At 71.7% G+C, this 13,478-nt stretch carries 15 protein-coding genes and 1 riboswitch; of the genes, 10 read left to right on the top strand and 5 right to left on the bottom strand.

Features of this window, described 5'->3' with window-relative positions:
• Positions 1 to 139 precede the first annotated feature (139 nt).
• The gene (locus tag ACFYPG_RS08835; protein ID WP_139583998.1) at positions 140 to 448 is read left to right on the top strand and encodes a WXG100 family type VII secretion target; all 309 of its coding nucleotides are present in this window, start codon (positions 140 to 142) and stop codon (positions 446 to 448) included.
• A 25-nt stretch (positions 449 to 473) separates the two neighbouring features.
• Entirely contained in the window at positions 474 to 752 is a 279-nt protein-coding gene (locus ACFYPG_RS08830) for a WXG100 family type VII secretion target (RefSeq protein WP_030329555.1), read from the top strand.
• Positions 753 to 854: 102 nt separating this feature from the next.
• Here ACFYPG_RS08830 and mycP read toward each other — a convergent pair whose 3' ends face one another.
• Both mycP and ACFYPG_RS08820 read right to left on the bottom strand, forming a co-directional pair.
• Positions 855 to 2,084, bottom strand: coding sequence for a type VII secretion-associated serine protease mycosin (gene mycP / locus ACFYPG_RS08825; RefSeq protein ID WP_355004999.1), 1,230 nt, complete (start codon positions 2,082 to 2,084; stop codon positions 855 to 857).
• A gap of 50 nt (positions 2,085 to 2,134) precedes the next feature.
• Positions 2,135 to 2,470: a MarR family winged helix-turn-helix transcriptional regulator gene (locus ACFYPG_RS08820; protein ID WP_355005000.1), complete on the bottom strand. Its 336-nt coding sequence runs from the start codon at positions 2,468 to 2,470 to the stop codon at positions 2,135 to 2,137.
• A 226-nt stretch (positions 2,471 to 2,696) separates the two neighbouring features.
• Here ACFYPG_RS08820 and ACFYPG_RS08815 point away from each other — a divergent pair, with 226 nt between their 5' ends.
• Positions 2,697 to 3,422, top strand: a complete 726-nt coding sequence (locus ACFYPG_RS08815) for a carbonic anhydrase (protein ID WP_355005001.1) — start codon at positions 2,697 to 2,699, stop codon at positions 3,420 to 3,422.
• A gap of 56 nt (positions 3,423 to 3,478) precedes the next feature.
• Here the strand turns inward: ACFYPG_RS08815 and ACFYPG_RS08810 are convergent, their stop codons facing one another.
• Together ACFYPG_RS08810 and ACFYPG_RS08805 are read right to left on the bottom strand one after the other, a co-directional pair.
• Positions 3,479 to 4,498 carry a hypothetical protein gene (locus ACFYPG_RS08810; RefSeq protein ID WP_355005002.1) on the bottom strand — a complete coding sequence of 340 codons (1,020 nt, stop codon included), beginning with the start codon at positions 4,496 to 4,498 and terminating at the stop codon, positions 3,479 to 3,481.
• A gap of 4 nt (positions 4,499 to 4,502) precedes the next feature.
• A riboswitch (cyclic di-AMP (ydaO/yuaA leader) is annotated at positions 4,503 to 4,633 on the bottom strand.
• 166 nt (positions 4,634 to 4,799) lie between these two features.
• A complete protein-coding gene (locus tag ACFYPG_RS08805; RefSeq protein WP_355005003.1) occupies positions 4,800 to 6,176 on the bottom strand; it encodes a YibE/F family protein in 1,377 nt (458 codons plus the stop codon).
• 416 nt (positions 6,177 to 6,592) lie between these two features.
• On the opposite strand from ACFYPG_RS08805, the gene ACFYPG_RS08800 reads away from it, so the two are divergent.
• Positions 6,593 to 8,557, top strand: coding sequence for a copper-translocating P-type ATPase (locus ACFYPG_RS08800; protein WP_355005004.1), 1,965 nt, complete (start codon positions 6,593 to 6,595; stop codon positions 8,555 to 8,557).
• Between the two features lie 6 nt (positions 8,558 to 8,563).
• Here ACFYPG_RS08800 and ACFYPG_RS08795 read toward each other — a convergent pair whose 3' ends face one another.
• Positions 8,564 to 8,860, bottom strand: a complete 297-nt coding sequence (locus ACFYPG_RS08795) for a metal-sensitive transcriptional regulator (protein ID WP_030329541.1) — start codon at positions 8,858 to 8,860, stop codon at positions 8,564 to 8,566.
• A gap of 94 nt (positions 8,861 to 8,954) precedes the next feature.
• Here ACFYPG_RS08795 and ACFYPG_RS08790 point away from each other — a divergent pair, with 94 nt between their 5' ends.
• The 6 genes from ACFYPG_RS08790 (at position 8,955) to ACFYPG_RS08765 (ending at position 13,427) form a co-directional block, all read left to right on the top strand.
• Positions 8,955 to 9,164: a heavy-metal-associated domain-containing protein gene (locus ACFYPG_RS08790; RefSeq protein ID WP_238681977.1), complete on the top strand. Its 210-nt coding sequence runs from the start codon at positions 8,955 to 8,957 to the stop codon at positions 9,162 to 9,164.
• 13 nt (positions 9,165 to 9,177) lie between these two features.
• On the top strand, positions 9,178 to 10,125 hold the full coding sequence (locus ACFYPG_RS08785) for a hypothetical protein (RefSeq protein WP_355005005.1): 948 nt from the start codon (positions 9,178 to 9,180) through the stop codon (positions 10,123 to 10,125).
• A 12-nt stretch (positions 10,126 to 10,137) separates the two neighbouring features.
• Positions 10,138 to 12,384 carry a heavy metal translocating P-type ATPase gene (locus ACFYPG_RS08780; protein WP_387351211.1) on the top strand — a complete coding sequence of 749 codons (2,247 nt, stop codon included), beginning with the start codon at positions 10,138 to 10,140 and terminating at the stop codon, positions 12,382 to 12,384.
• An 83-nt stretch (positions 12,385 to 12,467) separates the two neighbouring features.
• Complete coding sequence (locus tag ACFYPG_RS08775) at positions 12,468 to 12,641, top strand: CsbD family protein (protein WP_036410891.1); 174 nt, start codon at positions 12,468 to 12,470, stop codon at positions 12,639 to 12,641.
• Between the two features lie 163 nt (positions 12,642 to 12,804).
• Positions 12,805 to 13,152 (top strand): ArsR family transcriptional regulator, encoded by a 348-nt coding sequence (locus ACFYPG_RS08770; RefSeq protein WP_355005007.1) that lies wholly within the window; start codon positions 12,805 to 12,807, stop codon positions 13,150 to 13,152.
• Positions 13,149 to 13,427: a hypothetical protein gene (locus tag ACFYPG_RS08765; RefSeq protein ID WP_355005008.1), complete on the top strand. Its 279-nt coding sequence runs from the start codon at positions 13,149 to 13,151 to the stop codon at positions 13,425 to 13,427. Before ACFYPG_RS08770 ends, ACFYPG_RS08765 begins: the two co-directional genes overlap by 4 nt.
• The last annotated feature ends 51 nt before the right edge of the window (positions 13,428 to 13,478 follow it).

The following is a 13,478-nucleotide window of genomic DNA, read 5'->3' as shown; positions in this document are numbered from 1 at the left end:
GTCGCCGGTCAGGGCTGCGAGGGCTGGACAGGTTCCGCTACGGTCTTCACTGGAGTGTCCGTCGGTGGGGTGTTGCTGCCTTGCCGCGGGGGAGGGGTGCGGCGAAGCCGCCACCACAACAGACGGAAGGGTGTGAAGCATGGCGTTCGAGGTCGAAGCTGCGACTCTGCATACCGCCGCGAGTGACGTGCGGTCCACGCGCAGCGAGGTCGACGGCGAGCTGAAGAAGCTCTGGAACGTGGTCGACGACTTGGCCATGGCGTGGAAGGGTCAGGCGTCCACGGGCTTCCAGTCGCTGATGACGCGCTGGAACGAGGACACCGTCAAACTGCTGACGGCGATGGACAGCATCGCTGACCTGCTCGACAAGTCGGGTACGACGCACCAGGTCAACGACGAAGAGCAGCAGCAGATGCTGGACAAGTTCCACTCTGCTCTCAACCCGTGATCCGTAGCCGGCAGAGGAGGAAATCGTGACGATCAAAGTTGACTATGCGGTCCTCGAGAGCAGCAACCAGCAGATGCAGGCCATCTCGAAGACCCTCGAGGAAAAGCTCGACACGCTGCGGTCGATGCTGACCAAGCTGCACTGGGACGGCGAGGACCGGGTTGCCTACGAGCAGCACCAGGCGAAGTGGGACGCGGCGGTCCGGGACATCAACCGGATCCTGAACGAGATCGGCGGTGCCGTGGGCATCGCCCGCGAAAACTACCTCACCACGGAGATGAGCAACTCCAAGGTGTGGAGCTGAGGCATTCGCACAAGCGGCTCCGGTCCGGTTCGCCCGGCCCGGAGCCGCTTCGTGTCTGGCGTTGGCGGGCGTAGGCGTCGGCGTCGGGCTGCGGTGCTCAGCTCAGCCGGCGGTTGGTGCGTCGTTTCGTCGGCCGGGGCGCCAGTCGCGTCGGCGGCCCAGGGCCATGATCGGTCGCGCGAGCAGCAGCAGCCCGGCGAGTAGCCCGCCGATGACCGCCACCCAGATCGCTGTGGGGCGCTGCCAGCTCAGCGGGTCGTCCCGCACGGCGGGCGCCGGGAGCGCGCCGGCCGGCGGGTTCGCCCTGGTGCCGAGCAGGCTCGACACCGCCCGGTACGGGTTGACCATCCCGTGCCCGATGTCGGCGTTCTGGCCCTCGGGTGGGTTGTCCGCGGTGCGCTTCAGCCGATCCGCTACCTGCTGCGGGTCGAGACCGGGGTAGGCGGCCCGGACCAGCGCGGCCGCTCCCGACACGTACGCGGCGGCGTAGCTGGTGCCGCCCTCCGGCACGGTGCGGTAGCCGCTGTTTCCGGGTGCCGGCCCGACGATGTTCATCCCGGGTGCGGCGATGTCGACGTAGTCGCCGCTGATCGAGGTGCCGACGTGGCCGCCCTGCTCGTCCACCCCGCCGACCGCTATCACCCCGGGGTAGGCGGCCGGGTAACCCGGCAGGTTCTGCGAATCTTCCGACCGGTTGCCCGCGGCGGCGACCAGCACCACCCCTTTGGCCAGCGCGCGCTCGACGGCCGCCGTCAGTTCGGGGCGGGGAACCGTGGTCAGGGACAGGTTGATCACGTCGGCGCCCTGCTCGACCGCCCAGTCGATGGCCGCGGCGATCTGCGCGGGAAGTTGCGGGTTGTTGACCGCGCCGAGTTGCGGCAGCACCCGGATCGGCAGGATGCGGGCGGCCGGGGCGATGCCGCTGAAGGGGACGACGGTGCCCTCCCGGCCCGCGATGATGCCCGCGATCAGCGTGCCGTGCCCGGCCTCGTCGCACTGGCCCTGGCGGGCCGGCAGGCCGTTGAAGTCGCGACCCTCGAGCACCTGCCCCTTGAGGAGCGGGTGGGCGGCGGAGACTCCGGAGTCGATCACGGCCACCGTGATCCCGGCGCCCCGGGACAGCGGCCACGCCGAGGACGGCTCCAGCCGGCGGAGCGCCCACGGCATCTGGGTCAGGCTGTCGGTGCCGGTGGGACCGCAGAGAGGCGGCGCGGCGCTCGCGGGGGAGGGTGCCACCACGCCGGCGCCGAGCAGGACCGCCAGCGTTCCACTGAGGACGCCGCGAAGGGCACGGCGGGACGGGGTCGCGCTCAACGACGGGCATTCGCGCACCCGCAAAGGTTACCGCCGTGACCGTTGGTCAGCGGCCCCGGTGACCGGGGTCAGGCCCGGGGCTCCGCCTTCGCTGTGGACGCGTCGGCGAACAGCGCGAGCAGGTCGCCGACCTGCCGGTCGGCCTCGGCTGGGTGCCGGAACCGGCCGGCCGGGTTGAGGGTGTATTCGTTGCGTCGTCCGACCCGGGTGCGGTGCAGGTAACCGTCCGCCTCCAGGTCGGCGACGATCGCCTGCGCGGCCCGTTCGGTCACCCCGACCTCGGCTGCGACGTCACGCAGCCGGGCGGTCGGATCGCGGGCGATGGCCAGCAGGACGTGCCCGTGATTGGTGAGGAACGTCCAGTTCCGCCCACTGCCGGTGTCGCCTGTCACCGTGCTCGCCATCGTGTGACCGCCCTTCCGGATGTCCGTCTGCCCTCGCGAGAGTCTGGTCCGCCCCGCCCCGGGAAGGTTGCCCAGGGTATGGCCGGAGTCAACGTATGAAATCTAAATCACGCATACCTTGACGCATCTTACGGTGCGTGTGACGGTGGAGCACGAGCCAGCGCCCGCCGCCCGGCCGGCGGAGAGCCGGTTTGACCAGGTCAGATGCGTCGAGACGAGGTGCGGGATGAGTCATACCGGGAGCTCCGGCGGTCAGCCGGGTCCGCAGCGGATTACCGACGGGGCCACCGCGCTCAGTGAGCCGACCCGGGCGTACGCGGAACTGGTCGCCGGCAACCGGCGCTTCGTCGATGGCGCCCCACGCCACCCCAACCAGGATGCCGGGCACCGGGCCGCGGTGGCCGACGGGCAACACCCGTTCGCGGTGATCGTCGGCTGCTCCGACTCGCGACTGGCTGCCGAGATCATCTTCGACCGGGGGCTGGGCGACCTGTTCGTGGTTCGCACCGCCGGGCACACCGCCGGCCCCGAGGTGCTCGGCAGCGTCGAGTACGCGGTGACAGTGCTCGGCACCCCGCTGGTGGTGGTGCTCGGTCACGACTCCTGCGGTGCGGTGCAGGCCGCCCGGGAGTCCGCCGCGACCGGTACCGCGCCGAGTGGCCATCTGCGCGCCGTGGTCGACGCCGTGCTGCCCAGCCTGCGCCGGGCCGCGGACGAGGGCGTGGACGACATCGACGGCATCGTCGACATCCACATCGCACAGACCGTCGAGACGCTGCTCGGGCAGTCGCCCGTGCTGGCCGACGAGGTGGCGCGGGGGCGGTGCGCGGTGGTGGGCGTGTCCTACCGACTGGCAGCCGGAGCGGTACGCCCGGTGGCCGCCGTTCCGGCCGGCTTCACGACGTTGACGACTCCGGCCTCGACCGACCCGGCCGCGCCTGCCACCGTCTGACGCGACGAGGGCCGCTCCGCGTTACGCGGAACGGCCCTCGACGGGGATCGTGCGGGTCAGAGCAGCGACATGTGGACGTGGTCGGTGTGGTTCGACGGCCCGCTGTACGAACTCCAGCCGGTGGCCGGGAACCAGATCTGCCGGTTCCAGATCACGTAGTAGATGCCGAGCCGGTCGGCGTTACGGATGAGGAACGCGGCGACGTTGTTGCCGTACGTCCGGGTGTCGTTGTTGTGCCACGGGGAGAACCCGCTCTTCTGTAGCGACCAGTCGCAGGCGCGGCCCTTCGGGTGCTCCCACGGCCCGCCGGGGCGGTAGCAGCCGACGAACCGGTTGAAGCCGGCCGCCTTGACCTCCTTGTACGCGTGCAGCGTGCGCGGCGTGATGCAGCCGGAGGTGGTGGGGTCGTTCTCGCTGCACGACTGGGCCTTCCAGTCACCGTCGGCAGTGCGACCCGGGCCGATCTTCGCGACCTTGGAGGTGGCATCCACCAGGCCGCCGGTGAAACCCTTGCCGCCGACGAGGGAGAGCGCCTTGTCGGCCTCGCTCTTGCGCTTCGCCATCAGGGCGGTCTGCTTCTGCTGCTCGCGCACCTCGGTGTCGAGGGCCAGCTTGGCCTGCTCGGCGCGGGCCTTCACCTCGTTGACCTCGGAGAGCTTCTTCTCGTTGACCATGTTGATCTCGTCGAGCAGCCCGGCGCGCTGGACGAACGAGTCGGGCGCGTCGCTCTCCAGCAGCATCGCGACCGCGCCGATCCGGCCGGTCCGGTACGCCTGTGCGGCGATCTGCCCGACCTGCGGGGCCAACGCGTCCAGTTCGGCCTTGGCCCGGTTGACCTCCGCCGCCAACTCGCTCTGCCGCTTCTTGGACTTGTCCAGCTTGGACTTCGCGGCGGAGTAGTCACGGTTGGCCTGCTCGATGACGTCGTTGAGCAGCTTGGGCTCGCCGTCCTCCTCGTGCCCGGACGGTGTGGGGTTCGTCGGGGCGGCGTGCGCCGGGAACGGCCCGGCGAACACGGTCAGTGCGGCGATCACGGCCACCACGGGTGTCAACCAGCGGCGTAGGGGTGCCGTCACAATGTTCCCTTCCGTCGACCGCCGACCGGGTTAGCTGACGGGTTCGGGGCGGAAGTGGCCCCTACCGCTGATGCGGATTCACCCCAGGTACCTGGGTCCCCGGCTCGCCGGTTGGCGATTGGGCGGTGGCACCGCAGACGCCGCTTCGCGCCTTCATCGGTAACCGGCAGCGAGGTTACCCGAGAGTCGACCGGCTGAGCTACGCCTGGATGCCGACCAAAAGCGTCATTTCGCCATAGCGTTGAGTGACCAGTGACGGGGTTCTCAGGGTGGATGCCCGATCTGGTCACGCTGAGGAGTGTCACCATGCCGTATCCGTGCTCCTGTTCGACTTCGGCCACCGGTCGGTGGCCTCGGGTGGGGGTGCGGTCCGCGTCCGGTCCGGTTCGTCGGAGCCGGCCGTTCGCGGTGAGCTGAGTGCGGCCAGTGCCTCGCTGCGGTCCGGCTGGGGCCGGGGCTGGGGCGCGGGAGCGTCGGTGGGCGCTGAGGCGTCGCTGCGCCCGGCGGCGGTGACCACCGCGGCCAGCCCGGTGGTCAGCGGCACGGCGGCGATCAGACCGAGGGTGGCGACCGCGCTGCGGACGATCTCCTGCGCGAGGAACTCACTGGTGAGGATCTGCCCGATCGGCCGCGAGTCGGCGGTGAGCAGGAGCAGCAGGGGCAGTGACGCACCCGCGTACGCCAGCACGATGGTGTTGACAGTGGAGGCGATGTGCGCGCGGCCGACCCGGGTGGCGGCACGGTAGAGCTGCAACCGGGTCAGCCCGGGGTTGGCGTTCGCCAGTTCGGTGACGGTGGCCGCCTGGGTGACCGTCACGTCGTCGAGTACCCCGAGTGACCCGATGATGATTCCGGCGAGCAGCAGTCCGTGCAGGTCCACGTCGCCCTGGAACATCGACAGGGTGGTGGCGTCCTCGCTGCCGAAGCCGGTGAGGTGGGTCGCGGCGGTGGCGATGGTGGCGAGCACGCCGGTCAGGACCAGGCTGCCCAGGGTGCCGAGCACCGCGACCGAGGTCTGTGCGGTGACCCCGTGGGTCAGATAGAGCACCACGAACATGATCAGGGCCGCGCCGACCACCGCCACCAGCAGCGGTGACCTGCCGGCGCTGATGCCCGGCAGCACGAAGGTGAGCAGGATGGCGAAGCTGGCGGCCAGCCCGGCGAGCGCGGCCAGACCTCGCCACCGACCGAACGCGACGATCGCGGCCGCGAAGATCACCGCCAGCCACACCATCGGGGTGCCGCGTTGGTGCTCGGCGATGTTCCAGTTGCTGGTGGCGGGATCGGTCGGGTCGGCCAGCTCGACCAGGACCACCTCGTCGCCGACCTCGACCCGGGGTGCGCCGGGCCCGTCGGGCACCGGAGTCCGTACCTGCTGGCCGGCGGTCGGCCCGTCGTCCACCCGCACGTCGACAGTGCCGCACCGCCCATCGCCGACCCTCGGTGTGCCCTCGGGGACCGACGGCGCCGGCGGGCACGGCTCGCTCACCACCCGTGTGACAGTGCCGGGGTAGCGCGGCACGTCGGCACCACCATCGGTCTGCGGTGACCCGCCGCGCGGCCAGAGCAGCACCGCGGCCAGCACGGTGGCGACGAAGAGGGGTACCACAGTCACGACGAGGATCCGTCGCACCCGAGGCGGGGCGGACGGAGCGGGGTGAGTGTGGTCGGCGGCCAAGGTGAGACTCCCAACGATCCGGTGCGGGATACGGGTCAGCGGGCCGGGCGGTTCACCGTTGCGGTGGAAACGCGGCGGACGGCGGGGCGGATCGCTGCCTGATGACCGCTTGATCACGGACGGTCAGTGCTCGGCCCGGTCGGCCGAGGGCACCGCCACGACGTGGCGGCGCCGGTGCCCGACTGTGCAGCGGCATTCGGAGGGCCATCGGGGGAGATGCTAGCCAGCCCCTCCGAGGGTTGCAGGTCGCGGCGGAGTGTCGGGCGGCCGAACCGCTCGCGCGGCGGTCTCCGGGGCGGCATGTTGGAGCCATGCCCGCTCCGTCACCGTCCGGCCCCGACCGACCGCGACACGCCGAACCCGTGCCACACGACAAGCATTCCGGGCACGACAAGCACGCCGGACACGATCCGGCGATGTTTCGCCGCCGGTTCTGGGTCTGCCTGGTGTTGACCATCCCGGTGGTGCTGACGAGTCATCTCGTGTCGGGTCGGCTGGGCCTGAGCGGGGACGTCGTCCCCGGTCAGGGCTGGGTGGGCCCGGTGCTCGGCTCGGTGGTGTTCTGGTGGGGCGGTTGGCCGTTCCTGGTTGGCGCGGTTCGAGAGGTCCGGGACCGGGCGCCCGGGATGATGCTGCTGGTCGCGATGGCGATCACCGTCGCGTACGCCGCGTCCCTGGCGACCAGCGTCGGCGTCTTCGACCTGGACTTCTGGTGGGAGTTGGCCGCGCTGGTCACCATCATGCTGCTCGGGCACTGGCAGGAGATGAAGGCCATCGGACAGGCCCGGGGAGCGCTGGCGGCGCTGGCCGCGCTGTTGCCGGACGAGGCCGAACGGGTGCCGGCGGACGGGCGGGTCGAGGCCGTGCCGGTGACGGGCCTGCGGATCGGCGACGTGGTGCTGGTCCGGCCGGGAGGCCGGGTGCCGGCGGACGGCCGTGTCGTCGAGGGCGGCGCTGAGCTGGACGAATCGATGATCACCGGGGAGTCGCGGCCGGTCGTCCGGACGACTGGCGACCGGGTGGTGGCCGGCACCGTCGCCACCGACTCGGCGATCCGGGTGCGCGTCGAGGCGTTGGGTGAGCAGACCGCCCTCGCCGGCATCCAGCGGATGGTCGCCCAGGCCCAGGCTTCCGGTGGACGGGCCCAACTGTTGGCCGACCGGTTCGCCGCCGCGCTGTTCTACCTGGCCACCGGCACCGCCGTGCTGACCGTGCTGGTCTGGACCGCGCTCGGTCAGCCCGACGAGGCGGTGGTCCGTGCGGTCACCGTCCTGGTGATCGCCTGCCCGCACGCGCTGGGTCTCGCCATCCCGCTGGTCGTCGCGCTCTCCACCGCGCTCGCTGCACGGTCCGGGATTCTGGTCAAGGACCGGTTGGCCCTGGAGCGGATGCGGACCGTCGGCGCCGTGCTCTTCGACAAGACCGGCACGCTGACCCGAGGCGAGCACGGGGTGACCGACCTGGCGACGGCGTCCGGCGTCGAGCGGAGCGAGGTGCTGCGGATCGCGGCCGGTGTCGAGTCGGATAGCGAACATCCGTTGGCCCGGGCGATAGTGGCGGCGGCCGGCCGCGGCGGCCCGGCCCGGGCAGCCGGGTTCCGGTCGCTGCCGGGCCGCGGTGTGAAGGCGACAATCGACGGTACGGAGTACGCGGTGGGCGGGCCGGCGCTGCTGCGCGAACTGGGCGTTTCGCTCCCGGCGGAGCTGGAGGCCGCGACCGGGCGGTGGTCGGCGCGGGGTGCCGCGGTGTTGCACCTGGTGCGGCTGCCCGACGCCGTGCTCGGTGCGTTCGCGTTGACCGACGAGGTGCGTCCGGAGGCCCGGCGCGCTGTCGACGAGTTGCGTGCCGAGGGTGTCCGGACCATCGCCATGATCACCGGTGACGCCCGGCCGGTGGCCGAGGCGGTCGCCGCCGACCTCGGCTTCCGGCCCGGCGTCGACGAGGTCTTCGCCGAGGTGCTGCCGGCCGAGAAGGACGATCGGGTGGCCGAGCTCCAGCGGCGGGGGTTGGTGGTGGCGATGGTCGGTGACGGGGTGAACGACGCGCCTGCGCTGGCCCGGGCGGACGTGGGCATCGCGATCGGCGCGGGCACCGATGTGGCCATCGAGTCCGCCGGGGTGGTGCTGGCATCCTCGGACCCGCGCGGGGTGGGGGCCGTGGTGCGGCTGTCCCGGGCGTCGTACCGGAAGATGCGACAGAACCTGGCCTGGGCGGCCGGCTACAACGTGGTGGCGCTGCCGCTGGCCGCCGGGGTGCTGGCCTGGGCGGGTGTGGCGTTGAGCCCGGCGGTGGCCGCGGTGCTGATGTCGGCGTCGACGATCGTGGTGGCGCTCAACGCTCAGTTGCTGCGCCGGGTCCGTCTCGATCCCGCGCCGGACTGAGCGCGGTCAGCCGCGCTTCATGAGCCGGCCGACCGCCGCCATCATCTCGGTGGCCATCTCGTCGGCCCGACCCTCGGCGGCGCCCTCGTGCATGCAGTGCCGGGCGTGCCCGTCGAGCAGCCCGAGGGCCACCTTGTCGAGGGCGGCCTGGATGGCGGAGATCTGGGTGAGCACGTCGATGCAGTAGCGGTCGTCGTCGACCATCTTCTCGATGCCCCGGACCTGCCCCTCGACGCGGCGGAGCCGCGCGAGCAGCTGGTCCTTGCTGGCGGTGTATCCGCGGATCGGGGTGGGTGCGGTCATACCGACCAGGATAGCGTACCCCCAGGGGGTATGGTACGGTCGGTTCTGTTGAGATACCCCCACCGGGTACCGGTACCACGAAGGAGACGATCCAATGGTCGACACGACGTACCAGGTGCAGGGCATGACCTGCGGGCACTGCGTCAGCGCGGTGAGCGCCGAGGTCGGCGCCATCGCGGGTGTGCGTGACGTCCAGGTCGACCTCGCCGCCGGCCGGGTCACCGTCAGCAGCGACCAGCCGCTGGACACCGCCGTCGTCCGGGCCGCTGTCGACGAGGCCGGTTACGACCTCGTCGACGCGTGATCGGCGGGTCGGCGTGCGTACCGTGACGAAACTGGCCGGGTTCGCCGTTGGCCTGGCGGCGGTCTTCGGCGCCGCCTACGGGATCGGCCGGGTCGTCGACCCCGCCCCGGTCGCCGAGAGCCGGCACGACGATGCCACCACCCCGACGGCGGACGAGCGGGGCGGGACGGGCGATCGGCTGCCCGGCGGCTTGCTCGTCTCCGAACGTGGCTACACCCTCGAACCGATCGACGCCCCGGCCGACGAGTTCGCCTTCCGGATCGCCGGCCCGGACGGCCGCCCGGTCACCCGGTACGACGTGGCGCACGACAGGCAGATGCACCTGATCGTCGCCCGTCGGGACCTCTCCGGCTTCCGCCACGTCCACCCCGAGCTGGCCGCGGACGGCACCTGGCGGGTCGACACCCCGCTGGCCGGCCCCGGGCAGTGGCGGGCGTTCGCCGACTTCACCCCTACCGGGGGCGAGTCGCTGACCCTGGGCATGGACGTGACAGTCCCCGGCGAGCTGACCGAACGGCCGTTGCCCGCCCCGACGACCAGCACCACGGTCGACGGCTACACGGTCACCCTGACCGGTGCGCCGCAGCCCGGTCGGACGTCGTCGCTGACCCTGACCGTCAGCCGGGACGGGCAGCCGGTCACCGACCTGGAGCCCTACCTGGGCGCGTACGGGCACCTGGTGGCACTGCGTCGGGGCGATCTGGCCTACCTGCACGTGCACCCGGACGGGACACCCGGCGACGGGCGCACCCGGCCCGGTCCGGCCGTCACCTTCCTCGCCGAGGTGCCATCGGTCGGCAGCTACCGGCTCTACCTCGACTTCCAACACGGCGGGAGGGTGCACACCGCCGAGTTCACAGTGGTCGCCGGCGCTGCCCCGACCGGAGACGCCCCCAAACCGAGCGGGCCCGCACCGACCGGCGGGGCCGACCACGGCACCCCCGGGCACGGACACGACTGACGGGACCAGACGATGACCACCACCAGCAGACCGCTGCCCGAGGCGCCGAACCGGATCGAACTGGCGATCAGCGGGATGACCTGCGCCGCGTGCGCCGCCCGCATCGAGAAGAAGCTCAACCGGATGGACGGGGTGAGCGCCACCGTCAACTACGCCACCGAGAAGGCGACAGTCCGGTACGCCGACGGCGTCACGCCCGACGACCTGATCGGGACAGTGCAGAAGACCGGTTACACAGCGGCGCTGCCAGCCCCGCCCAGCGCGGAACCCCCGGTGGACCCGTTGCGGGGGCCGCGTACCCGGCTCTGGGTGTCGGTGGCCCTGAGCGTGCCGGTGGTCCTGCTGGCCATGGTCCCGGCCTGGCAGTTCGACTACTGGCAGTGGCTGTCGCTGACCCTGGCCGCCCCGGTGGTGGTCTGGGGCGGGCTGCCGTTCCACCGCGCCGCCTGGACCAACCTGCGGCACGGCGCGGCCACAATGGACACACTGGTGTCGCTCGGCACGTTGGCCGCGTTCGGCTGGTCGCTCTGGGCGCTCTTCCTCGGTGACGCGGGGATGCCCGGGATGACGCACCCGTTCCGCTTCGACATCGTCCGGAGCGACGGCGCCGGCAACATCTACCTGGAGGCGGCCGCCGGGGTCACCGTGTTCATCCTGGCCGGTCGCTACTTCGAGGCCCGGTCCAAGCGAACTGCCGGCGCCGCCCTACGCGCCCTGCTCGATCTCGGCGCCAAGGACGTGACGGTGCTGCGTGACGGCGTGGAGAGCCTGATCCCGGTGGACCGGCTCGCCGTCGGTGACCGGTTCGTGGTCCGCCCCGGGGAGAAGATCGCCACCGACGGGGTGGTCGACGAGGGCACCTCCGCCGTCGACGCCAGCATGCTCACCGGTGAGTCGGTGCCGGTCGAGGTCGCCCCGGGTGACGGCGTGGTCGGCGCAACGATCAACGCGGGTGGGCGGCTGATCGTCACCGCCACCCGGGTCGGGGCGGACACCCAGCTCGCCCGGATGGCCGACCTGGTGGAGCAGGCGCAGAGCGGCAAGGCGGCGGTGCAGCGGCTGGCGGACCGGATCTCCGGGGTCTTCGTGCCGATCGTCATCACCCTCGCGGTCGGCACGCTCGGCTGGTGGCTCGGCACCGGGGCCGGCCCGACCGCCGCGTTCACCGCCGCCGTGGCCGTGCTGATCATCGCCTGTCCGTGTGCGCTCGGCCTGGCCACCCCGACCGCGCTGCTGGTCGGCACCGGTCGGGGCGCCCAGCTCGGTGTGCTGATCAAGGGCCCGGAGGTGCTGGAGTCGACCCGTCGGGTGGACACCGTGGTGCTCGACAAGACCGGCACCGTGACGACCGGCCGGATGACGCTGGTGGATGTGGTGCCGGCGAGCGGCGTGGACCGGGCCGAGCTGCTCCGGCTCGCCGGGGCGGTGGAGGCCGCCTCCGAGCACCCGATCGCCCGTGCGGTAGCGGCCGCTGCCACCGAGGCGGGCGCGTTGCCCCCGGTGAGCGCCTTCGGCAACCTCGAAGGGCTGGGGGTGAGCGGCACCGTCAACGGGCGGGCCGTGCTGGTCGGCCGGGTCCGGCTGCTGCGCGAGCGGGAGATCGACGTACCCCCGGAGGTCGAGTGGGCGGTGCGCGACGCCGAGGCCGCCGGCCGTACGCCGATCGTCGCCGGCTGGGACGGCCGGGCCCGGGGCGTGCTCACTGTCGCCGACGTGGTCCGGCCGACCAGCCGGGCGGCGGTGGCCCGGCTGCGCGGGCTGGGGCTGACTCCGGTCCTGCTGACCGGGGACAACGCCACTGTGGCTCGCGCGGTCGCCACCGAGGTGGGCGTCGACGAGGTGATCGCCGAGGTGCTGCCGGCCGGAAAGGTCGACGTGATCAAGCGGCTCCAGGCCGAGGGGCGGTCGGTGGCGATGGTCGGTGACGGGGTCAACGACGCCCCGGCGCTGGCCCAGGCCGACCTGGGGCTGGCCATGGGCACCGGCGCGGACGTGGCGATCGAGGCGGCCGACCTCACCCTCGTCCGGGGCGACCTGGACGCCGCAGTGGACGCCATCCGGTTGTCCCGCCGCACGCTCGGCATCATCCGGGGCAACCTGTTCTGGGCGTTCGGCTACAACGTGGCGGCCCTGCCGTTGGCCGCCGCCGGGCTGCTCAACCCGATGATCGCCGGTGCCACGATGGCGCTGTCCTCGGTCTTCGTGGTGGCCAACAGCCTGCGCCTGCGTCGCTTCCGGTCGGCCGCTGCCGATCTGTGACGACGGTAATGATTGGGCCGGGGACGACGGGGGTACCTCTGTGGTTGTAGCGAAGCTTGCAATGCTTGCAATGGAGGTTGGCAATGGGATTCGACGACAAGATCAACAACGCCACCGAGGACGCGACCGGCAAGCTGAAGGAAGGCGCCGGTCGGGCCACCGACAACGAGCAGCTGGAGGCGGAGGGTCGCGCTGACCAGTCCACCGCCAAGCTCAAGCAGGCGGGCGAGAAAATCAAGGACGCCTTCAAGAGCTGACGTACGACGTAACCCGCACGCCGGGCCGGTGATCATCACCGGCCCGGCGTGCTGTGTGTCCGGCCTCTTTCGCCGACCCTGAGATCCCCCTGATTCCGCTTTGCATCCGCACCGCAGTTCGCCGACACCTGCTAACTTTCGTTGGCATGTGCAAGGGCTGGTTATGAGCACCGCCTCACCGCCGACCGGCGACGACCTGGTCCGGGTGCTGGCCACCCTGGCCAACCCGCACCGGCTGCGGGTCGTCGCCGCGCTGGCCCGCGAGCGTGCGTACGTCAGCGGGCTGGCCCGGCAACTGGGCATCAGCCGAGCGCTGTTGCAGGTCCACCTACGGAAGCTGGCGGCGGCCGGGCTGGTCACCGCCCGCCTGGAGTTGTCGGAGGACGGGAAGGCCATGAACTACTACGAGGTGGAGCCGTTCGTGCTCACACTCACCCCCGCGGTCATCGCGGCTGCTGTCGAGACGCTGACCGTGCCCGACTCGACCGAGCAACCAGGAGCGGCGCGATGACCGGGATGAGCGAACACGACTGGACCGAGGTGGTCGGCGCGATCGGCATCTTCGCCTTCCTGATCAGCGTGGTCACGGTGACCGTCGTGCAACTCGCCAAGACCCGTCGGGCCCGGTACGAGGCGGACCGGGCGGACGGCTACCGCCAGCTCGCCGAGACGGCCGCTCAGGCCCAGGCGGAGAACGCCCGACTGCTCGCGGCGATGGACGGCCGTCTGGGCGGGATGGAGACCCGGATGACCACGCTCGAACGCGTCCTGCGCGAGGTCGACTGACCCGGCGGACGAGAGAGGCCCCGGGCCGTCGAGCGGCTACTCGACGGCCCG

The organism is Micromonospora sp. NPDC005553 (assembly GCF_042871765.1).
Classification (GTDB): domain Bacteria; phylum Actinomycetota; class Actinomycetes; order Mycobacteriales; family Micromonosporaceae; genus Micromonospora.
This window is presented reverse-complemented; position numbering and strand designations above follow the sequence as displayed.